This is a genomic window from Alteromonas ponticola (assembly GCF_012911815.1).
GTDB classification, from domain to species: domain Bacteria; phylum Pseudomonadota; class Gammaproteobacteria; order Enterobacterales; family Alteromonadaceae; genus Alteromonas; species Alteromonas ponticola.
The window spans coordinates 68,106-94,403 of sequence record NZ_JAATNW010000006.1 but is presented as its reverse complement, the minus strand read 5'-3'; the positions used below and the strand labels follow the sequence as shown (position 1 = coordinate 94,403).

30 protein-coding genes are annotated in these 26,298 nt (G+C 47.8%); 8 read left to right on the top strand and 22 right to left on the bottom strand.

Annotated elements, in window-relative coordinates; genetic code table 11:
• The first annotated feature begins 235 nt into the window (after positions 1 to 235).
• Positions 236 to 1,003 (top strand): TerC family protein, encoded by a 768-nt coding sequence (locus HCJ96_RS11690; protein WP_169211252.1) that lies wholly within the window; start codon positions 236 to 238, stop codon positions 1,001 to 1,003.
• A 49-nt stretch (positions 1,004 to 1,052) separates the two neighbouring features.
• Here the strand turns inward: HCJ96_RS11690 and HCJ96_RS11685 are convergent, their stop codons facing one another.
• Positions 1,053 to 2,288 (bottom strand): sterol desaturase family protein, encoded by a 1,236-nt coding sequence (locus tag HCJ96_RS11685; RefSeq protein WP_169211251.1) that lies wholly within the window; start codon positions 2,286 to 2,288, stop codon positions 1,053 to 1,055.
• Positions 2,289 to 2,576: 288 nt separating this feature from the next.
• On the opposite strand from HCJ96_RS11685, the gene HCJ96_RS11680 reads away from it, so the two are divergent.
• The 6 genes from HCJ96_RS11680 (at position 2,577) to HCJ96_RS11655 (ending at position 7,237) form a co-directional block, all read left to right on the top strand.
• Complete coding sequence (locus tag HCJ96_RS11680; RefSeq protein WP_169211250.1) at positions 2,577 to 3,434, top strand: DUF3014 domain-containing protein; 858 nt, start codon at positions 2,577 to 2,579, stop codon at positions 3,432 to 3,434.
• The gene (locus HCJ96_RS11675) at positions 3,421 to 3,993 is read left to right on the top strand and encodes a DUF1285 domain-containing protein (RefSeq protein WP_169211249.1); all 573 of its coding nucleotides are present in this window, start codon (positions 3,421 to 3,423) and stop codon (positions 3,991 to 3,993) included. The genes HCJ96_RS11680 and HCJ96_RS11675 overlap by 14 nt, the downstream gene beginning before the upstream one ends.
• Before the next feature lie 198 nt (positions 3,994 to 4,191).
• Complete coding sequence (locus HCJ96_RS11670) at positions 4,192 to 5,481, top strand: metal-dependent hydrolase family protein (protein WP_169211248.1); 1,290 nt, start codon at positions 4,192 to 4,194, stop codon at positions 5,479 to 5,481.
• Positions 5,482 to 5,489: 8 nt separating this feature from the next.
• The gene (locus HCJ96_RS11665; protein WP_169211247.1) at positions 5,490 to 6,074 is read left to right on the top strand and encodes a YqaA family protein; all 585 of its coding nucleotides are present in this window, start codon (positions 5,490 to 5,492) and stop codon (positions 6,072 to 6,074) included.
• 95 nt (positions 6,075 to 6,169) lie between these two features.
• Positions 6,170 to 6,355: a hypothetical protein gene (locus HCJ96_RS11660; protein ID WP_169211246.1), complete on the top strand. Its 186-nt coding sequence runs from the start codon at positions 6,170 to 6,172 to the stop codon at positions 6,353 to 6,355.
• A gap of 57 nt (positions 6,356 to 6,412) precedes the next feature.
• A complete protein-coding gene (locus HCJ96_RS11655) occupies positions 6,413 to 7,237 on the top strand; it encodes a DUF1206 domain-containing protein (RefSeq protein WP_211162806.1) in 825 nt (274 codons plus the stop codon).
• Between the two features lie 32 nt (positions 7,238 to 7,269).
• Here HCJ96_RS11655 and tusA read toward each other — a convergent pair whose 3' ends face one another.
• The 11 genes from tusA to HCJ96_RS11600 form a co-directional block, all read right to left on the bottom strand.
• Positions 7,270 to 7,518 (bottom strand): sulfurtransferase TusA, encoded by a 249-nt coding sequence (tusA, locus tag HCJ96_RS11650; protein WP_169211245.1) that lies wholly within the window; start codon positions 7,516 to 7,518, stop codon positions 7,270 to 7,272.
• Entirely contained in the window at positions 7,518 to 8,165 is a 648-nt protein-coding gene (gene pyrE / locus HCJ96_RS11645) for an orotate phosphoribosyltransferase (protein WP_169211244.1), read from the bottom strand. Before pyrE ends, tusA begins: the two co-directional genes overlap by 1 nt.
• 9 nt (positions 8,166 to 8,174) lie before the next feature.
• A complete protein-coding gene (rph, locus tag HCJ96_RS11640) occupies positions 8,175 to 8,888 on the bottom strand; it encodes a ribonuclease PH (protein ID WP_169211243.1) in 714 nt (237 codons plus the stop codon).
• 131 nt (positions 8,889 to 9,019) lie between these two features.
• Complete coding sequence (locus tag HCJ96_RS11635) at positions 9,020 to 9,832, bottom strand: hypothetical protein (RefSeq protein ID WP_169211242.1); 813 nt, start codon at positions 9,830 to 9,832, stop codon at positions 9,020 to 9,022.
• A gap of 38 nt (positions 9,833 to 9,870) precedes the next feature.
• Positions 9,871 to 10,602 (bottom strand): 3-oxoacyl-ACP reductase FabG, encoded by a 732-nt coding sequence (gene fabG / locus HCJ96_RS11630; protein WP_169211241.1) that lies wholly within the window; start codon positions 10,600 to 10,602, stop codon positions 9,871 to 9,873.
• A complete protein-coding gene (locus HCJ96_RS11625; protein ID WP_169211240.1) occupies positions 10,592 to 12,904 on the bottom strand; it encodes an MMPL family transporter in 2,313 nt (770 codons plus the stop codon). Before HCJ96_RS11625 ends, fabG begins: the two co-directional genes overlap by 11 nt.
• A complete protein-coding gene (locus tag HCJ96_RS11620; RefSeq protein WP_169211239.1) occupies positions 12,904 to 13,605 on the bottom strand; it encodes an outer membrane lipoprotein carrier protein LolA in 702 nt (233 codons plus the stop codon). Before HCJ96_RS11620 ends, HCJ96_RS11625 begins: the two co-directional genes overlap by 1 nt.
• Complete coding sequence (locus HCJ96_RS11615; protein WP_169211238.1) at positions 13,592 to 14,017, bottom strand: acyl-CoA thioesterase; 426 nt, start codon at positions 14,015 to 14,017, stop codon at positions 13,592 to 13,594. Before HCJ96_RS11615 ends, HCJ96_RS11620 begins: the two co-directional genes overlap by 14 nt.
• Before the next feature lie 6 nt (positions 14,018 to 14,023).
• Positions 14,024 to 14,284, bottom strand: coding sequence for an acyl carrier protein (locus HCJ96_RS11610; RefSeq protein WP_169211237.1), 261 nt, complete (start codon positions 14,282 to 14,284; stop codon positions 14,024 to 14,026).
• 37 nt (positions 14,285 to 14,321) lie between these two features.
• Positions 14,322 to 15,107, bottom strand: a complete 786-nt coding sequence (locus HCJ96_RS11605; protein ID WP_169211236.1) for a 1-acyl-sn-glycerol-3-phosphate acyltransferase — start codon at positions 15,105 to 15,107, stop codon at positions 14,322 to 14,324.
• Positions 15,108 to 15,138: 31 nt separating this feature from the next.
• Positions 15,139 to 16,077, bottom strand: coding sequence for a chorismate transformation FkbO/Hyg5 family protein (locus HCJ96_RS11600; protein WP_169211235.1), 939 nt, complete (start codon positions 16,075 to 16,077; stop codon positions 15,139 to 15,141).
• A 200-nt stretch (positions 16,078 to 16,277) separates the two neighbouring features.
• Between HCJ96_RS11600 and HCJ96_RS11595 the strand changes: the two genes are divergently transcribed.
• Positions 16,278 to 17,648 carry an AMP-binding protein gene (locus HCJ96_RS11595; RefSeq protein WP_169211234.1) on the top strand — a complete coding sequence of 457 codons (1,371 nt, stop codon included), beginning with the start codon at positions 16,278 to 16,280 and terminating at the stop codon, positions 17,646 to 17,648.
• 42 nt (positions 17,649 to 17,690) lie between these two features.
• Here HCJ96_RS11595 and HCJ96_RS11590 read toward each other — a convergent pair whose 3' ends face one another.
• The 10 genes from HCJ96_RS11590 to HCJ96_RS11545 form a co-directional block, all read right to left on the bottom strand.
• Complete coding sequence (locus HCJ96_RS11590) at positions 17,691 to 18,926, bottom strand: beta-ketoacyl-ACP synthase (protein ID WP_169211233.1); 1,236 nt, start codon at positions 18,924 to 18,926, stop codon at positions 17,691 to 17,693.
• A 2-nt stretch (positions 18,927 to 18,928) separates the two neighbouring features.
• Entirely contained in the window at positions 18,929 to 19,399 is a 471-nt protein-coding gene (locus HCJ96_RS11585; protein WP_169211232.1) for a hotdog family protein, read from the bottom strand.
• Positions 19,396 to 20,403, bottom strand: a complete 1,008-nt coding sequence (locus tag HCJ96_RS11580) for a lysophospholipid acyltransferase family protein (protein ID WP_169211231.1) — start codon at positions 20,401 to 20,403, stop codon at positions 19,396 to 19,398. Before HCJ96_RS11580 ends, HCJ96_RS11585 begins: the two co-directional genes overlap by 4 nt.
• A gap of 3 nt (positions 20,404 to 20,406) precedes the next feature.
• Positions 20,407 to 21,150, bottom strand: coding sequence for a glycosyltransferase family 2 protein (locus tag HCJ96_RS11575; protein ID WP_169211230.1), 744 nt, complete (start codon positions 21,148 to 21,150; stop codon positions 20,407 to 20,409).
• Positions 21,147 to 21,530, bottom strand: a complete 384-nt coding sequence (locus HCJ96_RS11570) for an ApeI family dehydratase (protein ID WP_169211229.1) — start codon at positions 21,528 to 21,530, stop codon at positions 21,147 to 21,149. The genes HCJ96_RS11575 and HCJ96_RS11570 overlap by 4 nt, the downstream gene beginning before the upstream one ends.
• On the bottom strand, positions 21,523 to 22,113 hold the full coding sequence (locus tag HCJ96_RS11565) for a COG4648 family protein (RefSeq protein WP_169211228.1): 591 nt from the start codon (positions 22,111 to 22,113) through the stop codon (positions 21,523 to 21,525). The genes HCJ96_RS11570 and HCJ96_RS11565 overlap by 8 nt, the downstream gene beginning before the upstream one ends.
• The gene (locus HCJ96_RS11560; protein ID WP_169211227.1) at positions 22,113 to 23,684 is read right to left on the bottom strand and encodes an NAD(P)/FAD-dependent oxidoreductase; all 1,572 of its coding nucleotides are present in this window, start codon (positions 23,682 to 23,684) and stop codon (positions 22,113 to 22,115) included. The genes HCJ96_RS11565 and HCJ96_RS11560 overlap by 1 nt, the downstream gene beginning before the upstream one ends.
• Positions 23,685 to 23,691: 7 nt before the next feature.
• Entirely contained in the window at positions 23,692 to 24,507 is an 816-nt protein-coding gene (locus tag HCJ96_RS11555; protein ID WP_169211226.1) for a beta-ketoacyl synthase chain length factor, read from the bottom strand.
• Between the two features lies 1 nt (position 24,508).
• Positions 24,509 to 25,687: a beta-ketoacyl-ACP synthase gene (locus HCJ96_RS11550; protein WP_169211225.1), complete on the bottom strand. Its 1,179-nt coding sequence runs from the start codon at positions 25,685 to 25,687 to the stop codon at positions 24,509 to 24,511.
• 205 nt (positions 25,688 to 25,892) lie between these two features.
• Complete coding sequence (locus HCJ96_RS11545; RefSeq protein WP_169211224.1) at positions 25,893 to 26,156, bottom strand: phosphopantetheine-binding protein; 264 nt, start codon at positions 26,154 to 26,156, stop codon at positions 25,893 to 25,895.
• Positions 26,157 to 26,298: the final 142 nt, after the last annotated feature.

Below are 26,298 nucleotides of genomic sequence, written 5' to 3'. Positions count from 1 at the left end.
CGGAATCAGCGGAAGGAAGTGGAAAAAGAGCATTTTGCTGCAACTGCATTTTAATAATCAGTTTAAGACCCTGTGTTAAGTTCGCACAAATACAGCGCATGCAAATAGAATGCTTGCGTCTTTAACTTCGCACCGTTTATGCTAAGCCATTAAGATAGCAAGAAAACCAAGCCCATTTACTTTACACATCACAACGATGTTCAGAGGCTTTGGTGGATCAGGAGAGATTGAAAAAATGTTCGATTGGTTAGCGAGTCCAGAAGCATGGATAGCCTTAGCATCACTCATGGCGTTGGAAATTGTTCTTGGCATCGATAACATTATTTTTATTTCAATCCTGGTAGGCAGGCTCCCGGAAAGCCAACGAGACAAAGCACGTAAAATCGGTTTGTCGTTAGCGATGGGCGCACGTCTGGTATTATTGTTTAGCCTGGCGTGGGTAATGGGTCTGGTTGAACCCCTGTTCAGTATATTAGGTAATGAAATTTCTGGGCGCGACATCATTCTGGTGCTGGGGGGCCTATTTTTACTGGCCAAATCCACTCATGAAATTCACGGCAGCTTTGAAGTCATCGAGACCTCTAACGCGCAGGTAGCCGCTTCCAGCTTCTTTTCCATTTTGGTGCAAATAGCGATTCTCGACATTATCTTTTCGTTAGACTCAGTAATTACCGCCGTTGGCCTGGTCGATGACTTAAGTATCATGGTAATCGCAATTGTGGTCTCGGTGGGGGTCATGCTGATTGCAGCCAAGCCCATTGGCGAATTTGTTGAAGCAAACCCCACCATCAAAATGCTGGCCCTGTCTTTCCTGATACTCGTCGGTTTTACGCTTATCGCCGAAGGTTTTGATGTGCATATCCCGAAAGGCTACGTGTATTTCGCCATGGTATTTTCCTTTGTGGTGGAAATGCTCAACATCAAAGCCCGCTCTCGCAAAGCCAAATCAGTAGAAACCATCCACCTGGCGAAAAAGCTGAGTGAAGATAAAACCAGCTCGTAGAGCCAAATAGACCCGCAGGGGGTGTGTGCGGATTCAGAGCTGCAGCCGGCTAAGATGTCTCCATCTCATCCGGCTCCTCCAGCTGTGGCTCAACCCTGCGTATTGCCAGCAGTCCAATGACTAAGCTAATACAGTGCAGTGTTGCTAAGCTGACTTGCAACCACGTGGCCACATGAGTAACACCTAAAAGTACGGCGATTGCGATTAATCGAATGCCATCCAGCTTCAACGCTTTTGACATTCCCTGCAGAATAAACCCTGTCATTAGCGCGCTGCTGAGTATTGCCAGCACCAGTGTCAGTTGTGCAGTACTGTTTATAGTTTCCAGTGCCAGCAGCAGATAAAGCGTCATCATTAGCATGATGCCGTGCTGAAGCGCGCAATAAAGTTTAATCAGCGGTGACTGCTTAGGATCGAATTTGACAAAATGTTCCAGCGAGGTTTTCTGTAAAGGAAAGCGTGCTGCGACATCAGCTGGGCGCCAACCGGTGCGTCCAAACCAGACGCGCCATTTATCCTGCCAGCGTTTGGTGTGGTAGCTGTCTTTGAACAATTGTGCGTAAACCTGGCAGTTTGCCCATAGCGGGTTAAAGCTCTTAAGGGCACCACGAATACCATAAATAATGTCTACGTCTTTTTCTTCATGCCTGAACGTGTTGAATAAACGATCCCAGATAATCAACACCCCGCCATAATTTTTATCAATGTAGATTTTGTTTTGTGCATGGTGAACACGGTGGTTGGAGGGGGTCACAAAGATTTTTTCCATCCAGCCCAGCTCACCGACGTGACGGGTGTGTACCCAGAATTGATAGACCAGATTCAGCGCTGCAATTGTGATGAATATCTCAGGCGTTACGCCAGCAACAGCCATTGGTAAGTAGAATACCCAGCTAAACAGTGCACCGCTGGTTTGTCTTAGTGCCGTGGTCAGATTGTATTCTTCACTGGAGTGGTGCACCACGTGGGCAGCCCATAAAATACTCACCTCGTGGCCAAGCCGATGATTCCAGTAGTAGAAAAAATCGTAGGCAATGAAGGCGGCCATCCACACCCACATATTGTCAGGTAAGGTAAACTGGGCAAAATGGTCGTAAACTAAAAAGTAGATGGTAATCGGAATGAGTTGATGGGCAACGGCCATAACGCGGGAAAGCACGCCGGCGCTGAGGCTGGTGATGGCATCATTGAGTCGGTAATATCCCGTGCCCCGAACACGGTCAACCCACAGCTCAATTGCGATCAGCAAAAAGAAAAAAGGGATGGCGATTAAAATGACCGTCATTGATCTATCCCGCTTAAAAACTAAACACTTCTTCCATTCTGTCAGTATATAGCAAATTACCTCTGCAAAAAGTTGATTATTTAGTAAACGGGTGAAAATGCGCACCACGCATTTAACTTTTTATTTAATGCAGCGATCGTATTCTGCCTTAATAAAGTAGAAAATTTATATAAAATAGTAAGTTGTAAAGATTGCGAGTAGACTGCAATAACAAGATAAAACCTGACTATTTTATCTTTGTTACTATAATTGCACGAAGGGAATTAACTATATCTAAGGTGAAAAATTATGAGTGAACCTGGGGAAAAGCGTACGCTGGCGCCACATGTTGTCATTATTGCGATTATTGTCGTGGTTATTTTAGCCGTGTTGTTATGGCCAAGCAGCGATCCTGTTGAAGAAGAGGTAGCTGAAGAGCCAGTGGTGACTGAGCAGGAGACGCTGGATGCAGAAGAACCTGAAGCGTTCGAGCCCACACCAGAGCCTGAGCCTGTAGAGATTGACCCTGACGCTGAAGTCGAACCTATGCCGGAGACACCTGAGGTGGAACCTGAGCCTATTGATACCACCGATGATGGTATTCGCTCATCGTTAAAATCAATCAGCGAGGAATCAAAAGCCGAAGAGTTATTAGTTGAAGACGGACTAATGCAGCGTTTTGTGGTGTCAGTCACAAACCTTGCCAATGATGAAATGGCGCCGAGCCATCAGTTGTTCAAGGCACCTGAACAAGAGTTCCGCACCTACAATCAGGCAGGTAAAGAGTGGGTGGATGCAGCCAGTTACAAACGCTACACACCCTACGTGAACATGCTGGAATCTTTTGAAAATGAAGCATTGCTTAACTTGTATGATCAGTACAAAAAAGACATACAGGCGAAATATGCGGAAATTGGTGATCCAGACAAACCTTTCAACGAGGTCATGATTGAAGCGATAGATCAATTACTCGATACCCCAGAAGTTCCTGTTCCGGTTGAGGTTTACAGTGATTCGGTCACATATAAATACGCAGATGAGCGGCTGGAAGAATTAAATACGCCACAGAAGCAGTTGCTGCGCACAGGTCCGGATAATATGCGTCGTATCAAAGCTAAGCTGCGAGAAATTAAAGCGCTGCTAGAAGAACGAAATGGATCTGAATAAGTTACAAACGCAGATTGAAGGCCATCGTAATGATGGCCTGCCACCGGTTGAAGAATGGGACCCGCCGTTTTGTGGCGACCTCAATATGCAAATAAAACTGGATGGGCGCTGGTTTTATGAAAACTCACCGATTGGTCGGCTTGCGTTAGTTAAACTATTCTCGTCAGTACTCAAAAAAGAAGGGGAGCAGTATTTTCTGGTCACGCCCGTCGAAAAGGTCGGTCTTACGGTGGAAGATGTCCCCTTTCTGATTACCCAATGGCAACATGGAGAAGGGCGTTATACCTTTACCACCCAAACCGGAGATGAGGTGCTGCTTAGCAGCCAGCATCCCATCGAACTTCGCCATCCGCCCAGTGCGTTAGCCGATACCAATGCAACCCCCATCCCCTATATCAGAGTCAGACGAAATTTGTGGGCACGCTTTAACCAAAATGTCTACTACCAGTTAATTGAACAGGCAAATCACACCGAAGGCGATGATGGCGCTATCCGTTTAGAGTTAGTGAGCCAGGGTAAATCGCATTGTATAGGCGTATTGCCCAGCGACTCAGATTAAAGACGAACAGCGTTGATCTGGCTGCCACTCTTAACATAAAGTCTATAGTGCCAATTAATGGATAAGATTCACTGACACAAAAAACGCTCCCTCCATACCGGCAACATTTAAACCCAGCGGCTCTGAATCTGGGTCTGCGTTTCGCGAGAGGGTCAGCTGACTGAACGTAAAATTCACCACCAAAAAAGTAGAAAAATAATGAAGAAACGATATTTGATGACTGTACTTAGTGTGTTGGGCTCACTGTCTACTGCTAGCGCCGAAACGCTTATTTATGCCGGTCAGTTATTCACCGGCGAAGGCAACGAGCTACAAAAAAACATGACCATAGTGGTTAACGAAAATAAAATCACCGATGTGGTATCCGGTTTTAAACAGGCACAAGACGACGATGACATCATCGATCTAAAAACAGCCACTGTGCTACCCGGCTTAATGGATATGCATGTGCATTTATCGGGCGAGCATGGTGGCCCCATGACCTATCTCGAGCGGTTTCAATTGAATGAGGCTGATGTCGCCTTACGTGCCGCACATTTTGCTAAAAAAACACTGATGTCGGGGTTCACCAGTGTGCGCAATCTGGGTGATGGCTACAACGAAACGGTGGCGTTGCGAAAGGCCATTAATAAAAAGCAGCAGGTTGGGCCCAGAATTTTCACTGCAGCAAAGTCGATTGCCACTACGGGTGGACACGCCGATCCAAGCAATGGCATGGCCGCGCGAATTCGACCTGATGTGGGCCCTACAGAAGGGGTGGTAAATGGCGTGGCGCAGGCCCGAGAAGCAGTTCGTCAACGCTATAAAGATGGCGCCGATCTCATCAAAATTACCGCGACAGGCGGTGTACTGAGTGTGGCTAAAAGCGGCCAGAATCCTCAGTTTATGACCGATGAGCTTGAAGCTATTGTTGCAACCGCCAAGGATTATGATATGCACGTTGCCGTGCACGCACATGGCAAAGAGGGCATGAAGCGAGCCATTAAAGCAGGTGTCGATTCCATTGAACACGGTACTTATATGGACGACGAAATCATGCAATTGATGGTCGAACATCAAACCTGGTATGTGCCTACCATTTTGGCGGGTAATTTTGTGGCTGAAAAGGCCAAAATTGATGGCTTCTTTCCTGAGCTCGTCAGACCCAAAGCTGCTGCGATTGGCCCCCTTATTCAACAGACCTTTGCTAACGCCTATAAAGCGGGTGTAAAAATTGCCTTTGGTACCGATAGCGGCGTTTCAGCCCACGGTGACAATGCGCAGGAACTGTCGTTAATGGTAGAGGCCGGTATGCCCGCGGCTGAAGCCCTGAAAAGCGCGACGGTGAACGCGGCAACACTGCTTGGCGTTGAAGATGAGCTGGGTACTATCAGTGCGGGTAAACTTGCCGATATTATCGCAGTTAGCGGCAACCCTTTAGATGATATTCGCGTAATGGAAAAGGTCAGTTTTGTCATGAAAGACGGACGCGTATATAAACAAAACTAAGGACTTGTATGTCGATTAAAGGGGCAGTAAAGCAAAAAACGCATAATATGGTTCATTCGAACCACATGCTGACCAGCATTACCGTTGCCTCTTTTCTCGAATCGACCATTGTCCCCATCCCGCTGGAAGCGATTCTGGTGCCGTTGATGCAGGCCAGACGCGAACGATTGTGGACAATCGCGCTGATGGCTACGGTGGGCTGCATTATCGGCGCAGTTTTTGGTTATGCATTAGGTTTTTTTCTGTTCGACCTGATAGGCGAATGGGCGATACAGGCGTTTTCCAGCCCCGAGCAGTTTGATAGCATCAGACAGAAAATGCAACGCGAGGGCTTCTGGTTTGTGCTGACCTTGGGCATAGTGCCCATTCCCTTCCAGATTGCCATGCTTGCGGCCGGTGCCACCCACTATTCACTGTTAAGTTTTTTACTTGCGACTCTGATCGCAAGGTCTATCCGCTATTTCGGTTTAGCGCTGGCGGTCTATTATGGGGGTAATAAAGCCGAGAAACTGATCCGCCGTTACAAAACCAAAGCAGTAATAGCCATTACTTTAATTATCGCACTGCTATGGTGGCTCACCACACAAATATAGATAAATAATTATTTGATAATAATTCTCATTTTCACTAAATTAGTATGCAACTTCGTAAAAATTGAGCCTGAAATAAAAAGTGAAAGGGGAAGTTTATGCCGCACGGTACAATCCAGACTGACTGTTTTATCAATATCGATATTAAGGCCTCAGCGCTGATCAACATTCTTTCTGCGTACCATATCCATGTATGTGACTTGCATTGTGGCAAACCGGGCGATAAAAAAGTTCTGCATCAATTATTGCTGCAAGCGACCTTAAATAAAATTAAACAGTTATGATCAAATAAGGCAAATTCGCTTATATAAATAACCCCTCTTAAACATTTGAGACTTTACATGGCAGAACGCGAAACCTGGATTAAGATAATCGCTCGTACTGGCTATGCATCAAAAACCGTTATCTATATTTTACTGGGCATTATCGTGGTCAGCTCTGCATGGACGTCTTTTTCATCTGAGAGTCCAAGCCAACAAACCGTGTTTACCAAAATTCTGGAGCAACCGTTTGGCAGATACATGCTGATGGCCGTGATCGCGGGAATGGTATGTTATTCTGTCTGGCGATGGATTCAAACGTTTCTCAACACCGAAGGGTTGGATATGAGTGAAACCAAGGATGTGGTCATGCGGATTTTTCTGTTTGTTTCGGGCATTCTGTATATCATTGGTGCTTACGCTGCGGTAAAAATTCTGATGGGGCAAAGCAGCGATAGCGGACAAGGCGGCGATTCAAGTGAAAGTGTAGCCTCGACGTTAATGCAGCAAAGCTGGGGCGGGTATGTGGTCATCGCTCTTGGGGTGATTGTTGGGGTGTTCGCGTTTGTTCAATTCAAGCATGCTTATAAAGCAGACTATATGGACAAATTTGTTACCTCGTCAATGTCGTCAAAAGAGATCCATGCCAGCAAAAAAGCCGGGCAATTGGGTTATGCAGCACGCGGCATTGTGTATAGTCTGATTGGTGCCTTTTTCATCCAAGCAGGGTGGACTAATGATCCCGACGAAGCTGGAGGACTTAAAGAAGCGTTTCAATCAATTATGGAACAGCCGTTTGGCGATTGGGCACTTATGGCTATTGGTGTGGGTATTGCCATGTTTGGCGTGTTTTGTGGATTTGAAGCCCGCTATCGCCAAACTGAGAAACAATACAGTCACGCCTGAGGCGTTATCTGAACTAAACTGAAAAAGGGGCATTATGCCCCTTTTTTGATGACAAACTGATAAGGCAATGTCTCGGTTTGACTGTATACCAATGTATGCTGCATGAACTGACAGAAACTGGGAATGTCGCGCGCAGTGGAAGGATCATCCGCGGTCACCAGTAATGACTGTCCTGCCGCCATTTTGCGTAAGGTCAGTCGGGTCATCATTACCGGTTCGGGACAGCGCAAGCCCAACGTATCCAGCGTAGTGTCAGTGACCGGTACCGCAGATGTCGACATCAGCCACTAATACCATACTGGTTACGGTACGCTTCAATGGCATCCACATGTGCAGCCGACTGGCCCTGTTCTTTAAGATAAGTAATCACATCATCCAGCGCCACAATTGATACCACCCTGGTGCCATAATCACGTTCTACTTCCTGAATGGCAGACAAGTCACCGTTACCGCGTTCCTGACGATTCAGTGCAATCAACACACCAGCCAGTGATGCGTTGTGCGCATTGATTATGTCCATGGACTCACGAATGGCGGTACCTGCGGTGATCACATCATCCACCAGCATCACTTTGCCTTTGAGTTCACTGCCTACCAGCGTTCCACCTTCACCGTGCGCTTTAGCTTCTTTGCGGTTAAAGCAGTAAGGTAAATCGACGCCGTAGTGATCATACATAGCAACGGCGGTGGTGGTGGCGATTGGGATGCCCTTGTATGCAGGTCCGAACAATAAATCAAAGTCAATTTTGGCATGGGTCAGCGCAGCGGCGTAATAGCGCCCTAACCTGGCCAAATCACCGCCCTTGTTAAATAGCCCTGCATTAAAAAAATACGGGCTTTTACGACCAGACTTTAACGTAAACTCACCAAATTTCAGTACATTGCGTGCAATGGCAAATTCGATAAATTCTCGCTGAAAATCCTGCATGTGTGCCCCCTACGCCAGCGCTGATTTTTGGATATCAAACAGCTCGCGTAAGCCATGTCTGGCGATTTCCAGCATCTCATTCATTTCTTCGAACGAGAAAGGCTCTGCCTCTGCTGTACCTTGTACTTCAATGAGTTTACCGGTTTCGGTCATAACGATATTCATATCAGTGTCCGCAGCAGAGTCTTCGGTATATTCCAGGTCGGCCACCGGCATGCCTTTGTAAATTCCCACTGACAGTGCGGCTATCATATGTTTAAGTGGGTTAGTCTTGATGATGCCTTTACTACGCATATACGTTAATGCGTCAACCAGCGCAACGCAGGCACCCGTAATTGACGCCGTGCGCGTGCCGCCATCCGCCTGTATCACGTCGCAATCAAGCGTAATGGTATTTTCGCCTAGTAGTTTAAGATCGACCGCGGCACGCAGTGAACGGGCAATTAAGCGCTGTATTTCAAGCGTGCGACCACCTTGCTTTCCACGCGCTGCTTCGCGATCACTGCGGGTATGGGTTGCACGCGGTAACATGCTGTATTCCGCCGTCACCCAGCCTTTACCCATGCCCTTCATAAAACGCGGCACTCCTTCTACCACGGTAGCATTACACAGTACCTTGGTGTTGCCAAACTCAACCAATACAGAACCTTCTGCATGACAGGTATAATTTCTGGTTAAGGTGACAGGGCGAATCTGACTGGCGGTTCTGCCGCTTGGACGCATAGTGATCTCCGTTGGAATTAGCTTTAATGATATCGATAAACCACAAGTATAACGCAGTCGAGTACCAGCATGAAAACCAACTTTGTATTTTATCGCGCGACAGAGGGTAAAAAAGGGCGTTACGCCCTTTTTTAATAATCGTAGTCAGGTAATGGCAGGTCAAACATGCCGGCTTTGTATTGTTCACCGACCGGTTCGCCTAGCTTTTCCCGGTTTTTCTCCGCATACTTGCGCAGTTTTCGATTGTCGCTGATTTCTTCAACCTGCATCAATGCATGTACATAACGTGACGAGCCAGAGCTGCCTATCGCATTCGTCAGCCAGGCAAACGTATCTATTTGGTGCTTCTGTGCACTGGCGGCATGCAGCAGTAAAATTTCAGCTGTCATATCAAGAACCTGCTGGTCGACAATCTGCTTGCTCGCCACTTCGCGCGCGGCTTGCTTTAACGAACTCAGGTCGCCCGCCATCATTAGTTCTTTTATACGGGCGTTACGATCAGATTTATCCTCAGGTGAATACAGGTCAGAGGGCAATGCATACATCCCTGCTGCATACTGTTCACTGGCAGGCTCTGGAAGATCATCCAAGGCTTTTTCGGCATGTCTGCGCAGTTTTTTGTGTTCGGTGTTGTTAATGACCTCCGTCAGCACTCCGTGATAACGATCATTTTCAGATGCCCCAATGGCCCGCGCCAGCCACGCTAGTGAATCGATATCAGAAGTGTACGCCCGTGCGTATTTTTTCAGCAAAATCTCCGCGGCGATATCAATCAATGCAGGATTACTAATTTCCTGATCATAGATATGTTGCGCAGCCGTTTTAGCCTGGCCTAGTTCACCGGAAAGTAATTTGTCAGCCAGCTTTTGTTCATTTTCGTTCAGTGCGGCTGCACAATTAAGAGAAAGTAGCATCGCAAAGAGCGACAATAACGTTTGTTTCATGGTTAAGTTCCTTTTTACTTTTTACTTTTTACTTTTTATTAATACATGCCGCCATTAACGCTAATTACCTGACGGGTAATATATTTGGCACTGTCAGATACCAGAAAACCAATCGTATCAGCCACGTCATCCACATGACCAAACGAGCCTAACGGTATCATTTTTTTCGCTTCTTCCGAGAACACTCCCTCTGTCATGCCGGTATCAATAACGCCGGGGGCCACGCAGTTAACGGTAATTTTACGCTTGCCTAACTCCACCGCCAGCGCTTTTGTCGCGCCGATAATCCCCGCCTTAGAAGCGCTGTAATTGGTTTGGCCCCGATTCCCCATTAACCCAGAAACAGAAGAAAGGGTAACAATGCGGCCTCCCTGACGTAAACGGATCATGGGCATGACAGTGGGGTGGAGCACGTTGTAAAATCCATCCAGATTAGTATGCACAACACCATCCCATTCTTCGCTGGTCATGGCTGGGAAGGCGGTATCCTTCGTCACACCCGCATTGCAAATCACCGCATAGTACGCCCCATGGGTGTCAATATCCGCCTCGATGGCAGTGCGGGTACCATCGCGGTCGGCGATATCAAATTGCAGGGTATTGGCCGTTCCGCCATTTGCAGTAATCTGTTCAACTATTTCGTTCGCCGCGTCTTTCCCACTGCGGTAATGTACCGCCACGGCGTAGCCTTCACTGGCCAGTTTATAGGCGGTGGCTTTACCAATTCCACTACTGGCACCTGTCACTAAGACTCTTCTCTTATCCGACATCGGGTCTTTTCTCCTGAATTGTTTGCTGATCGTTAAACAGGCTGATGGCGGCAATAAAATTAATGGTATTGCCGATTAAGATGGTACTACCAAAGGCTTGCACTATTGGCATCGAACTGAATGCCAACAGCCCGAAAGAAAGTAAACTGGTTACCGCTGACAACAAAATCGCCTGCTGGGTGGTTTCGCGGCGGGCGGCCATTTCTTTAGCGAAAATAATATAGTCCATACCCAGGCCTAAAACTAAAAACAATGCCATGATATGAAAGACGGTAATCGCCTGTCCCATCAATGCCACCGCCGTAAGTGTTATAGCGCTGGCGGATAGCGGTATCAGCAACAGTAACACCGCAGAAATTTTTCGATAATACACCGCCAGCAGCAAGGCGATAATGGTATAAGCCAGTAACAGTAATTGCGCACCGGTTTCGCGCTGTGCTTTAAGCGCCCCGGATGCATTGGCCAGGGTGTTAACATATTCGATGCCAGTTATGGCGCTACTTGCGGCTTCGATTTTGGCCAAATCACTGTCTTTGCGAACGAGTGCAAAACTATATAAAGTACCTTGTGTTTCAATCCACAATGGCGGCAGCGAGGGCAGCTGCTGCATTAACTCGGTAAAGGTTAACACCTTGCCATTGGCGTCCAGATAGGCTGCCTTCACCGCTGCAAACTGTGCAGGGTCCAGACCCAGCCGTTGGCTAAACTGATCCAGCACGCCACCATCTGTATACAACCCCTTCTGGCGTTCATAATTTTGTGTCTGTGACGCCGGTGAGGGTAACCAGTCAAGCACACTTAACAGTGATTGGCTGTCCGTCCCCAGCGATGTGTAAAGTGTATCTAATTGCCTGAATATCGCTTCCGGGTTTGGTCCGCTGACCAGCAGATAACGTCCTGCCTCATAAACCTGAGTCAATTGCGACACTTCCTGCTCTTGTGCGAGTAAAGCTGGCGACACGTGAAAGAAAAGACGGGGATCGTCATTTGTTTTTATGTGTCCGGCAATAATAAATGCTGCCGCGACACAGCCTAGCACCACGCCGGTGAGTGCTAGCAAGCGGGGTCGACGACCGAAGAGTGCCTGACAGCGGTCGATGACACGGCGCAGCAGGGTTTGACGGGCATGTAGCGGCCGTTTGATAACCAATGGCCCCAATATCATCACACTTAACCACGCCATAACGAGACCAGAACAGGAAAACAACGCCACTTTTTGTAGAATAAGTAAATCTGAAAGCGCCAGCGCACCATAGCCAATCAATGAGGTGATCACGCTAAGCAGCATGGCACGAAACAGCGTATGTGGGGGCCCACTCGCTTCACGCGTAGCATGTTGATGTGACAAAAAATGGTAGAAATAGTGCAGTGAATAATCCACCACTATGCCTATCAGACTGGCACCAAACACGATGGTCAGGATATGAATAGAGCCGAACATCAGCGTACTGGACACCACCCCAAAACCCACGCCGATTGCGATAGACCCCAGTGACAGCAATAAAGGCAGCAATGAGCGGAAGACCACCAGCATCAACACCAGGATACCCACAATGGAGCCGACCGCAATCAGTTGTATATCCGCTTTGGCCGATTGTGCTGAGTCTACCGCAAAGAAAAACATGCCTGAATTCAACACAGTGACCTGAAACTGTTCACTTACTGAGGCTTTAAGTGCCTGGATGAGCTGATACAGATTTTCTTGTTCAGCCAGACTTGCCGGATACTCAGTAAACGAAACCACAAAGGAGGTAAAGGTATCGTCACTGCCACGCGAAATATTGCTGGTCACATTGAGCTGGTCAAATCGGGCCAGTACATAATCAGAGAACCAGCCAAGCGGATCCTGTTCGAAGGGAATGAGTCTGACGCCGTCACCGAGCTGATACAATTTGCGCTGTGCTTGCGTCGCAAGCTGTTCAGCCGTGTTTTCGCTAAGCGCCTGACGTTGGGCGTCGTTGAGAAAGTTAAAACGAAATGGGGTTACTGCCTGTAGATAATTCGACTGCACTTGCTCATCCACAATGACCGTCAGTGCAGGCAGCGTATCTAATTCACGCTTCAATGCAGCGCTGGCATTGGCCACCTGCTTCACGTCACGGCCTTTTACCACCATTACAAAACGATGACTAACATCCTGCGAAAGTAAGTCAAGCGCTGCTTTCAAGTCGGCATCGTTGATCTGTTGTGGGTTAAGATCGTTTAGATTGGTGTCAATGCGAATGTGTTGGGAATTGAACGCAAAAAAAGCGATCGTCAGTAGCACCACAGCGATAAAAACGATGCGCACAAATAGCGTCATTATTGTCGAACGCGCGAAGGTGAACGCAATACCTGACACCAATCAGTGTGTTGCGAGTATAACTTCTCACATTGCTCAAATGCGCGTCGCTTTCCTTCTATATCATAGTGCACAATTGTATCTATGCTGACGTGGGTTGCCTGGCCGGTGGCATCCATGACATCGACGAACAGTGTGATGCCCAGGTCTTCGCTTTCGCTTTTGTTAAAGCGGATATGCTGGATACCCTTTTTCATAAAGTCACTTTGTGGCGTCAGGGTAATCGACGCATCGTCATCCGCCTGTGAAATGGCAAATTCGTCGATAAAGTAGGCTGCATCACCTTTAAGTAACTTCACAAATACGTTGGACATAATATAGCGGGTAACGCCAGTCAGTGACGCAAGCGAACCATCCTCATTGACACGAAAATTATTGGTGCTGTTGACGTATAAAATGGCTTCGTTAAACGGCTCATGGGTACGCCAGATAAGCCCTAAATCACAGGAAAAGAAAAAATCACCATTGGATTTCAGCGGCACAGGCAGGCCGGCAACCGCTTTGGTTTGCGTAAACTGCCCGGAGAAGTGACACTTTGAAGGGAACAGATCGGTTAACAGGGCTTTCTCGTCTGCATTGCCCTCATCCGCAGATAGCCAGCTTGAAACGAGCAGAACCATGCCCCCCAAAAGCCATCGCCACACGCTGTCAGGCAGATTCATGCTGCTTCAACCACGCATCAACCGCGTTAACTAAAAACGGCGGAGAAACATAATGGGTCACATGATCCGACACGGAAACTGCGAACTGCTTGGTCTTAGCCTTGGTATAGACTTCACCTGTTGCCTGATCTTTAATCACGTATTTTATGATGAGGCGATTTTCCCATTCCGCCAGCCACGCCTCAATAACCACTTTTTGTTCAAATAACAGCGGTTTAATATACTTAACCTGAATGTCCACAATGGGAAAGAAGAAGCCATTTTCTTCCATCACACTGTAAGGACAACCAAGCTGGTTAAGCAACGCACAGCGTGCCATTTCGATATATTTGGGGTAATTGCCGTGCCAGACGATACGATAAGTGTCGACATCGAAAAACGGAATTTCGTAGTTAAGCGCAACTCGCTTCATAACAATTTAGGCTTTAGCGCGAGATGATAATTCGGCGAACACATCTACCACATCCTGAATGGTTCGAACCTGTTTAAACTGCGATGGCGTAATTTCGACGCTGATGGTTTTCTTGAGGTCAACCAGTAAATCAACCGCATCAATGCTGTCGATATCCAGATCTTCATATAACCTGGCTTCGGGTACGATTTCAGCTTCTTCCAATTCAAACAGGTCAACCAGAGTTGATCTGATTTGCGCTAATATGTTTTCTTTTTGCTCGTTCATATACTGTCCAATACATTAATTATTACAGACTTAATTATTATTGTTTGTGTGTTTCTACCGCTAACCAGTCCTGGTAATACCGGGTTAAAAAATCGGTCAGATGGCGATACTGTTTTGGTCTGGGCAGTGAGGTATCAATACACTCATGCAATTGGAGTAACTGGCCTGATTTTAACTCGAAAACGGGGCCGCCATCCGGGATATCATACCATTTATCGCCCTTTTTTAACGCCCCGGGATGGCATTTTATCAGTACCGGCATGATCGCCGCATTCACTGCCACCGCCATATTAGCAGCACCGCGTTTAAAGTGAATAGTATTATCATGCTTAGTACGCGTACCTTCCGGAAAAATCAAAATATTCTCACCAGCCTTAAGTTTGGCCGCCGCCATGGTTAGCAGCTGTTCAGAATGATTAGGAATAAAGCCGGCCTGTTTGGCTACCGCCCCGGTAAAAAAATTATCCCACACGGCGCCCTTAACAAAGCAGCACATCTGCCTGTTCACTGCTAACAGCAACACCACATCAATTAGCGTAGGGTGATTGGCAATAATAATGTGACCGGGTTGGGCGCAATGCATTGACTGCACATCAAAGCTGTATCGAATCAACCCAAACAGTCGCATAAGCCGAATGAAAGATAAGCAACCTTTGTGAATGCACCAGCGGATCCAGGTTTGTTTGGTGGCGGGCGAAATAAATGAAACCGGGTTTAGCAAACGGAAAAAAAGGCCCACTAGCAACGCCCCAAAAGCGAACACGCTATAGCACACAGCCGCACTAAGAAGCTGCCAGAGTTTAGATAAGCGAAAATACTTCACGAACAGGCTCTTTGACTTCACTTACTGATAACTACCGGCAGAAACACTCTATTTCTACCAGTAAGTCACTGCGACAGATATCCGCCAGGGTATACACCGCATCAACCCCGGGGTAACGCTGTTCAAGCCAGTCTTTAGTGCGCTGCACATGGTGAGGGTGGCGCACATACACTTTAAAGGTGGACAAGGTTCGGTTATCTGGATTGGCGTGTTCCAGTAAATGTTCGATGTTAGTCATGGTCACGTGTAATTGACGCTCAAGGTTTCCTGCTTCAACCGTTTTGTGACCAATGATGCTCGCCGTGCCCGATATAAATAAATACGGTGATTGTTGCAGTGTCAGCGCAGTGGCGCGGGCAAACGAGGGGCTGCTGATACCATATTGGCGAGGATACTCGTAGGCGTTCACCTGGTTTTGATTGTTAAAGTGAACAGGCTTGGTGGCACTGGCAAACACGTAAAACACGGCACCCTCTGTGTGGTGACCTAATGCAGAGGCGGACGGAAACGTATCTGGCGTATATCCTAAATGTTCAAAAGCCTGCAAGCGACCGGTACAGAACTTTTTATAAAGCTCTTCGTCACCCTGACCCGCATTGATTCCTGGCAAGTAGTTCCAGAAACGGAAAGGGTGTGGGTAGCCGGCTTCCATCAGCACAGACAACATCGCTGCGTAAGCGTTTTTTGTTGCTGCCTCAATAGTGGTGCAATCGTTCTTACTCAACCAGATAGCTAAACACATCAGTTCGGATGTTTTTGACCAGTTACATTCACCGGTTTTTCCTCTACTGACCTCTTCAGTTACCGTCCATACTTCGTTTATCTCTTGTGCATTGGCTTCTTCAATACCGGCGGGGATCAGTCCGGCTTCGAATGGCTCACAATTTTTAACCAGCGGGATCACTGCCAGGACATCTTTTCTGGATAACAACTCAATGGCAGGGGAGGGTGAAAAACTGTGGCTTAACATGCTTGATAACGCTTACTACAAAAGGTGAATAGAAACAGCGACTGACGTTGGCGACGACATCGCTTCATTACATTTGGATAAATTTCAGACAACCAGTTCGGTTCAATGCAATCAACCAGCGCAATGTTAGTGTTTAATTTGGCATTAGTTTAAACTAGCGGCAGTTAAAAATGAAGTGAATAGCAACAAGCAGCGCAGTAATGGCCGATACATTTCCTTTAGTGACCCGCGAACTTGACCATTCCATCGCATATCTTGCCAGACCGCTTAATCTTGTGGGGCTGAATGCTGGAATCATCGACACCCGCACTTTTTTGTCACACGTTTACGCGGTAGCAGAGCAAATTCCAAACGGTCAATTTGCGATTAACCTGTGTGAAAATCGCTACTTATTTATGGTGAGCTTTTGTGCGGTGATAGTGCGCGGTCATACCAATTTACTGCCCGCCAACAAGAATATCACGACCCAGCAGCAACTGCTCAACGACTATTACAATGGCTACATCATTCATGATGGTGGCGAGGTTTGCGAAAGTGCGGCAGCGCTTGATATCACTACTGTCAAACTTCAAGGCTGCCGCCCGGCCATCCATGTTCCAAAGATTGCGAATGACCAGCTGGCCTGTATCAGTTTTACCTCTGGCTCGACCGGCAGTTCCAAACCCAATTTAAAATACTGGCACACATTGCACCGAAGCAGCGCGATTAACTATACGTTTATGGTGAACCAGCCACATCAAACACTTTTCCAGTTGGCGACTGTGCCCGCGCAACATATGTGGGGGCTGGAAACATCGGTTTTACTGCCCATGTTCAGTGACGTATGCGCCTGCGACGCTAAACCACTGTTTGCGCAGGATATCACCGATACCCTGGCGAACTTACCCGAACCGAGAATGTTGGTGTCGACTCCGGTGCACCTGCGGGCGCTATCCGGTACGTCGGATGCGCCACCATTGCATCTGATCCTGTGCGCTACCTCTCCGCTGACCACTACCCTGGCAGCGCAAATGGAAGAGAAGTTTTCAGCAACATTAAAAGAAGTCTACGGCTGCAGCGAAGTTGGCTCAATGGCAGTTCGCCGCACCGCAAATGACCAGCATTGGCGACTATTTGATGGCATACGCTTTGATCAGCAGGATGAAAATACCCTTGCCAGTGCAGATCATTTGCCCACCCCCACCGTGTTGCAGGATTTTATTCACTTTACAGACCCGACGCATTTTACTCTGGCTGGCAGAGCCACCGATTTAATTAAAATTGCCGGCAAACGAGGCTCCCTGTTTGAAATCAACCAAAGGTTACTTAATTTTGCAGGCCTGGATGATGGAATAGTGTTGCTTCCTGAATCCGATAAAGCGGTACCGCGCCTGTGCGCGATTGTGGCGCTGAAAGCTGGCTTTGATAAGGCTGACCTGTTGCGCTATTTGAAGCAACATCTGGATAGTGCATTTGTGCCCAGACCTGTTTATGTGATTGAGGCGTTACCCAGAGAACCGAATGGTAAGCTGTTAAAAGTGAAACTAGACGCATTGCTTGCGGGGTTGCGCACGAAAAAGCGCGCAGAGTAGTTATGTGCCTGCCTCACATGTAAGGCAGGCGATAACGTCAGGTTAGACTCGCTTAATGATCAGCGAGGTATTAATGCCACCGAAGGCGAGGTTGTTGCTCATGAAATATTCCGTTTCAATCTCTCTGCATTCGTGCTGAATAAAATCGAGTTCACCGCATTCCGGATCCACATTATCTAAATTCAACGTGGGAGCAAACCAGTTCTCGTTCATCATCATAATGGTCGCCCACACTTCAAATGAACCGCACGCTCCCAGCGTATGTCCGGTATAACTTTTTAACGAGCTTACCGGCTTTTCGCCTACCACCTGGAAGGTTGCATTGCTTTCAGCAATGTCGCCATGGCTGGTGGCGGTACCGTGCGCTGAGACATACCCGATTTGTTCTGCATCCACATTGGCATCTTTTAACGCCTCTGACATCACGCGCTTGACCGTATCCATGTTAGGCTTAACCAAATGTGCGCCGTCGGTATTGGTGGCATAACCCACCACCTCCGCAAGAATGGTGGCCCCCCGCGCTTTGGCATGTTCGTAGGATTCGAGAATCAGCGTACAGGCGCCTTCCCCCAGAACCAGACCGTCGCGATCTTTATCAAACGGACGCGGCGTCGCTTCCGGTGTGGTATTTTTGGTGCTGGCGGCGAATAACGTGTCAAATACCGCAGCCTGCGACGGACACAGTTCTTCTGCCCCACCGGCAATCATCACATCCTGTTGGCCATAGCGTATCGCTTCATATGCGTATCCAATTGCCTGGCTACTGGCGGTACACGCACTTGAGGTGGTGTACATACGCCCCTGCGTACCAAAATACACACTGATATTCACCGCGGCAGTATGGCTCATCATGCGCAGATAAGTGCTGCTGTTGATGCGTGAGGTTGAAAGATTCTCCAGCATGGGCGCAAACTCCAGGGCCGCCTGACTGCTGCCCGTGGCTGAGCCATAAGCTACGCCGGTTGCGTGTGAATTTATCACTGGATCCTCAAGTAAGTTGGCACTGGCTAAGGCACGCTCAGTGGCCAGCACGCCCATTTGTGCAACGCGTCCCATACTGCGTTTTTTCTTTTTGGTATAACGCGGCGGTAATTCAAAATCATGGATCGGTGCGGCTAAATGAGTACCCAACCCCTCGTATTTCTGCCAGTCTTCCATGAAGCACACACCTGACTTCATTCCTCTCAAACGTGCTTTAACCTGCTGCCAGTCGTCACCTAACGAAGAGACAACCCCGGCCCCGGTAATCACCACGCGCTTATAATTATTATTGTTCACAATCAGACCTTCTCATGTAGTAGGCGGCGAAAAACAGATAATGTGGCCGTGGCCAGACATTCTGCTTGCTGCGCATCCTGGGGGTAAGTTTCAATCAGGCATTCGAACGTTGCAAGTCCATCGCCGACGATGGCTTTTTCACGGCAACTGACTTTGAGTTTGCCCGTTTCATAATAGTCACATTCTGCGGTAAAAGTACGGGTGCCCAGTAAGAACCCTAAATGGGGCGACACAACCCCCAGTTGCAATTGATGACCGGCGATGAGTGCGGCGGTTTGCCCCATGTATTCAAGGCCAACCCACGCAGGGACCCCTTTGTCTGCCTGAAAAAAGGACGCCTCGCTATCAATCACAACCAATGCCGACGATGACGATTCCGTTACCTTGAGCAGTTTATTGATGAGTAACATGGGCGGACGATGGGGGATAAGCTCCAATACGCGCTCATCAAAATGTGAATTGCTACCGCTCATAACCCTTCCTTGCTGTCGCTGATATGCGCCCGGCTGTCCTCATCAGGCTGCCAGAAATTGTAAAAATTGAACCACTGATACGGTGCCTGCAAGCAATGCTCCTCCAGTTTGTCGGCAAACTGCTGTGCATGCTGCTGAATATCGACAGCTCTGTTTTTGCGCGAAACCACCAGCTTATCGCACACGGGGGTGACATCAAATACCACTTTATTGCCTACGGGGCGATAACGGTACGCGAACATGTAGTTGACCGGACAGGCAAGGGCCTTTGCCAGCATATAGGGGCCAATGGGTAACGGCGCTGTTTTACCTAAAAACTTCACATCCACGGTACGTTCAACGCCGCTTAGCGGAATGCGATCACCAGCGATGAAGACCCATTCACCGGCATCGATTTTTTCTTTTAATTTCAAAATGGTGTTCATGTCGAATTCATCCACCTGAAATACATTCAAGCGCGACTCATCATTTTGTTTTTGCATCATTTTAACAAAGTTACCGGCATGCTTGTCATACAGTAAAATATTGATCACTTTGTTCTTATACCGATGCATAAAGCCGCGACAAAACTCTAAATTGCCGAAGTGAGAGCCGATAATCAGTTGACCGCGCGTGTCATCAAGCAGGGCCTCTACCGTTTGCGGTGAGGTAAGCACAAAATCACTTTTGTCTATTTTGATTAGCCATCCCAGCAGTTTGTCCAGGATCACTTCGGCGAAAGCTTTAAAATGCAATAACACGTGAAGATTATTCGGCGGTCGGCGCCACTTGTGTGGAGCCTGTTTATAGTGAGCCGTTAAGAACTGGCGCGAGGCACGGCGTTGTGTGGGTTTGGAGATGACGAAATAAAGTGCCACCGGATACATGAGCAGCGAAAAGAAACGGCGCCCAAAAAGTCGATACAGCAAATAAATCAGCCGCATGCCGGTCAGCGTACCGGCTTCTTTAATTTGCGACCAGTGTTGGGGGTTGGCGCTGGCCGGCTGAGAACCACTTGCATTCATGATTTAACTCCACATACCTGCAATGCGCGCATACAGAATACGTGGCAAACGAATAAGCATGCCGAACATCAAGCGTACATGCAGTTTGATCAGCATCAGGTTGTCCTGCAAATAATGAAAATGCGAGACGGTATTTGCGTGATAAATCACTTTAGTAGGAATAAAGTGTACATCGATGTTCGCCCATAAGGCCTTGACCAGAAGTTCAGGGTCAAAATCCATGCGCGGCCCCAGATAGTATTGGTCGAACAGATGCTCTACCTGTTTAATCGGGTATACACGAAACCCGCACAAACCGTCTTTGACTTTAAATGACAGGGTTTCCAGCACGACCCAGAAGCCATTGATTTTTCGTCCGTATTTACGGATAAGCGGCGCGGTTTCATCAAAGTAAGGTTGCCCCGAAATAATGCACTCAGGATGTCTTTCACTATAATCCAGTAACTTCACCGCATCGTCGATATTGTGCTGGCCATCTGCATCAAGCTGCATCACATGGGTAAATCCCATGGCGCTGGCGTGATAGCAGCCGGTAATCACTGACGCGCCTTTGCCGCGATTGGACTGGTGCTTAACCAGATGAAATTCGGGATAGGGGGCCAGTAATTCGGTCAGTTTGTCAGTGCTGGTCGTGCCGCTGCCATCGTCAACGATAATGCAAGGTAAGTTTAGTTTAACCAGACTGGGTAGAAACTGGGCAAAAAGTACTTCGTGCTTGTAATGGGGAATAATAATGCAGTATTTCATAATGGGATAAACTTAAAACTACCTTGGGAAAACGATGTGTTTTCATTGAAGAAGTGAAATTTAAGGCTACCTTTATCAGCTTGGTATGTTAGCTCCAGCTGCATGGCAGTGTTGGGCATCACCATGGTTTTAAATTTAATGTTGATCAGTTGCTTAAAGCTGTTGTCGCCTACCATGAGTGCCCTGGCCAACGTGCCCGCCCAGTCAATTTGCACAATTCCAGGCAGAACCGGTTGCTCAGGAAAATGCCCTTGGAACCACCGTAGATTATCATCTACATACAGGTTTATCACGACCGCATCATCGTGTCTGTTACAGGCAGTAACTGTAGGGCCCTCATATTTATTAAACAGGCCGTTAAGTGTTTCTTGATCAATCATCGATAATATTATGTCTCTTTTTGTAAAAGCCCCGATAACCCCATTCCAGTGCTGCAAAGCCTGCCAACACCAAATAAGAGATGAGCCCATTATACAGTGCCCACGTCGACAGGCTGGCAAACCAGGCAGTATAGGCTGCTATCAAACCGTTTATAAGCAGTAAGCCACCCCAGCATACGGTCAATACACGTAAATATCCATGCGCTTGGGGTGGCGGTGTTTGTCCACCCGCTTTGGCAAACTTTTCTATCAGGGTTTCAGCGTCAAACAGCGAGGCCATAAACAATACGCCCATACCCACGCTCATGAGTACCGGGTAAAACCTGACCAGCAGTTCACTGTCAAACACCATGATCAGAGCGCAATACACACTTATCAGTAAGAGCAACGACCATTCACTTACTTGTTTTAACTTACCCACCACCAGCGCACGTAAACCCACGACGATAAACAAGGCCACACCCACCCAGCGCGGGTTAATATCATCAATGTGCAGGTACACCAACAGCGGATAGGCAAGCATCAGCAGCGCCAGTAACAGTGTGAGCCACGCTGAGCGTTGAAACTGCGGATGGCGAGGCATCAGGCGAGCACGCTTGCGCGGTAATTACCTAACAACGCCCGCTCGCTTTCATCGATGTCCATTGTGGGTGTCTCGCTAAGCATATCTGCGAAACAGGGAACCATTTGCTGCATCATTTCAAGATTGGTCGCCAGCGCCTGTTCGACATTGACATTTTTTTGTTTCAGCACATCGTTAAGCTGATTTAAACAAGGCACTAAGAACTGATCCATGAAAATACTTTTGGCTGGCAACACAGCGCGTTTTTGTGCCCGCTGACTTAACAGCATCTGCATCTGTTTGTTGAGCTTTTGCGATTCCATCAGGTTTGGTGAGATTTTTCGCATCAGTTCAATATCACCGATGGCGTCAAAGAAGAATAGTAGTGAAAGCACTCCCCAGTAATAGGTGTAATCCCATACCAGTTTAATCGACATCATCCTGCGATCGCCAAAACCACCGTACTGGTCTTTGTAGAGTGACAGGGTGTTTTCAAAAAACGAATCGTAAAACTTATGGAACAAGGCACTTTCGAGGCGAATATCTTTGCCCTGCAAGTCACGCTCGATTAAATGCGTGATGAAAGTATTGTTCAATGCAATAAAGTCACTGCCCGGCGAGTAAAAGGGATCAGAGAAGGCACCCGCTTCGCCCGTCATGGCCCAACCTTGATCAGAAAACATTTGTTTGCAGCCGTAGGAATAATCGCGCATCACTTTGAAATCGAGCAACTCGGCGTCCACTAATGAACGCGCACAGTTCGGTTGCGCTTTAGTCAACCAGGCCAGGGTATCCTCAAAGGTCTCAATATTACTCTCAGCCAGTGCCTGATCATCCATCACGATGCCGAAACTGGTCGCGCCTGATGCCAGTGGGATCACCCAAACCCAGTAACCCGGCCCCATCAGATGGTTGGTGCTTAGCCAGCGTTTACCCGGCTCGCACACGCGTTGCTGCCAGACCTGATTTTCTGACCACTCATCAATGATCACGCGTTTGTTCACCCGAAAAAACACTGCGTTGCCTTTGTGGCCAGTGTCTTTGTTCAAATTCAGTTTATTGCGTAGCAACGCCTGACGTCCGGCAGCATCTACTATCCAACGAGCATTAATGGCGTGCTGTTCGCTGCCTTGCCGACAAATAATCCGATGTTGCTTATCACCCAGCTCAATCTCTTCGGGCACACTACCATCAAGGATCGTAATCCCTTTGTCAGTCAATAATCGGTAAAGGTAGTTTTCCAGGGTGCCCCGTTCTATCTGATAGGCAGGAATACCGAACAGCTCACTGACACCCAGTTCATCATGTTGGTCAAAACTTCCCTCTACATTGCCAAAAAAACAACGCAAGCCGTATTTACGCAGATGATTTTGCTGAAAATGATCTTTTAAGCCGAGCACTTCAGTGAAATAGTGTGCGCCAATTTCTACCGTTGATTCACCTACTTTTGCCGTAGTGTCAGGCACAGGAAAGGTGTTTTTTTCGATTATGGTAATGGCCAGCTGCGGGTTACGTTGGTGAAGTTGCAGCGCCAGACTCATTCCGGCCAGGCCACCACCGGCAATAATAATGTCCGCATTTGAAAGTTGCATATAAGCCCTATAAACGAGAAAACGTAATCGACGCGCCTTTACTCAACGGCATCGCCACCTTGTCACCCGAAACCGTATCGTCACTTAAAAGGGCCGCCAGGCTCAATATTTTGGCGCTGGGATTATCTTTATACAAAGCCGAAAGATAGCTGTTTTCGCTAGGCGAGGCTGGCCAGCTGACACTTTCGGAATTACTCACCGTTGCGCTCAAGGCAATCCCTTTAATATCGGCAGAACCGGGATAGATTACCAGCGAAAAGGCGAAAGGTTCCTGATTGGCCAATAACGGCGATAACACATCGGCCACAGGAGCATCATAGAAGGTGACTAGTAACGGCACACTTTCAGATTCACACTGAATCATTGCTTCCAATAAGGTAAGCGATACAGACTGTTCAAAACCGGCGACAGAATTAGCCGCGCGCATGGTTTTGGTACTGATGGTCCAGTAACCCGCTGGCGCATTATGCACTGAGTTGTGAAACTTAGTGGGCGATAATTCTTTGTGTTCGGAGGCCAGCACCTTACACATATAATCAGTTAAATCGGTATCCCCTAACCCTGAAACAAACACACAGGTTAGCGCATCAGGCGTAACCCCGGCTGACTGCGTGGCCTGCCATGAGCTTTCCACCGCCAGACGCACCGGCAAGGGTGCTCGACGTCGCTCGTTAGGTGGAATGACTTCGGGTTTGGGCCCTTTGTTTTTAGCGTCGGGTAACGCGCCGCCCTGCATTAACTGCTGAAGGGTTGCCCAACTATCAAAATAGCTGCCCCAGGCACCCAGACTGGCCACTTTACAGGTTAATTCTCTCGCTTGCATATTACTGCGCCTTACTAAACAAAAGGGTGCAATTATTGCCACCAAAACCAAACGAATTGGTCATAACATGCTGACAGGACTTTTGCAGATGCGCCGCCTGAATAGAAAAATCCAATGCTTCATCCAGCGTTTCCAGGTTTTTTGAACCAGGAATCTGCTGTGTGCGCAAGGTGTCCATGGTAATAATGGCTTCAGTGATGCCGGCAGCGCCCAGTGTGTGCCCCATCCACCCTTTGGTCGAAGAACATTGGGTCGTCTTAGGAAACAAATCAGAGATTAACCGTCCTTCGATAAGATCATTTGCGCGGCTTGACGTTCCGTGCAGATTGACGTAATCGATGGCATTCGCCTCAAGCCCAGCACGTTCCAGGGCCTGGGTCATTGACAAACGTGCGCCCAATCCCTCTGGGTGCGGGTGTGACATGTGGTAAGCATCCGAACTTTCGCCATACCCGGCGAGTTTAATTCCTACGCCGTTGGCGTTTTCGCCACCGCGCTGCAAAATTGCAAAGCCGGACGCTTCGCCCAAGTTGATGCCATCGCGGTGTTGATCAAAAGGTTTGCATGGGTTTGTGGAAAGTAACTGTAACGAGTTAAAACCATGTAAAACACTGAGACATAACGTATCCACACCGCCCACCAGCACCGCATCAACAATACCGAACTCCAGCCAGCGCGCACCGGTCGCAAAAACTTTGGCTGACGACGAACACGCCGTGTTGATGGTCAGCGATGGTCCTTCAATACCGGTGTAATGGGCGACAAACAAGCTGGGTGCGTGGGGGTTATGCACTAACCGTTGTTGAAAAGCAGGCTTAAGCGCTCCGTTCTCGTCTAAATCAGTATACGCCGTCTCAGTTCTGTCGATGCTTGAGGTGCTTGACCCCATTACAATACCGATACGCGCGGTACCGTATTGTTTGACTAAACCAGCCAGCGTCTGCTTCAGGGTGCCTTGTTCAAGACCCAGTGCAGCCAGCGCGTTATTGCGGCTTTGCCAGAGTTTAAGATCAGTCACCGCGTCAATTTGCGCTACCCTGCCAATCCAGGTATCCAGCGTTGATCCGGGCAAATCGTTTTTTCTCAGACCACTTCGATGATGTTGAAGCGACGCGCGTAGTTCAGTCAGGTTCACACCTGCGGCAGAGCATGAGTCGTAATCAATAATATCTATATTCATGTATTTAACTTTTTACAGCCGATCTAACGATAGTGAGCCACCACAATACGTATCTATGCAGTTCAGTCTTTCTCAAAACCGAGTTGAATTTCCTCGCACAATGACCTGGAAAACCTGGAAATCTTAGTGGCTCGCAAACGCTGATGTGTCTGACAATCAGGTCTGGGATAACTCATTTATGGAAGCAGAATTTAGCTGTGGAAAGCTACTTGTTGCTTTCCACATATGCGGTCAAACTTCTTAGTGTGGCGAACGCTTCACGAGTGGTCTCATCTTCAGCTTTCATTTGCACGCCATACTCTTGCGAAATTGCCAATGATATTTCCAGCGCATCAATGGAATCCAGCCCCAGACCATCACCGAATAATTGCTCTTCAGGATCGATCTCTTCCGCTTCCATATCTTCTAAATTTATTGCTTCTGCAATAAGTTGGGCCATTTTTAATTCGGATTCAGTTTGTGTCGACATTGGTATTGCAGTCCTAATCCATTTTTACTTCGAACTTATTGGTGGCTAGTTTAAACTAATGTTGGGCTAAAAACTATTTTCGTGTTTTTAAAAAGTTAAGATTTTGTTTACCTTTGTTTATTCAAATAATTTTGGCCATCGG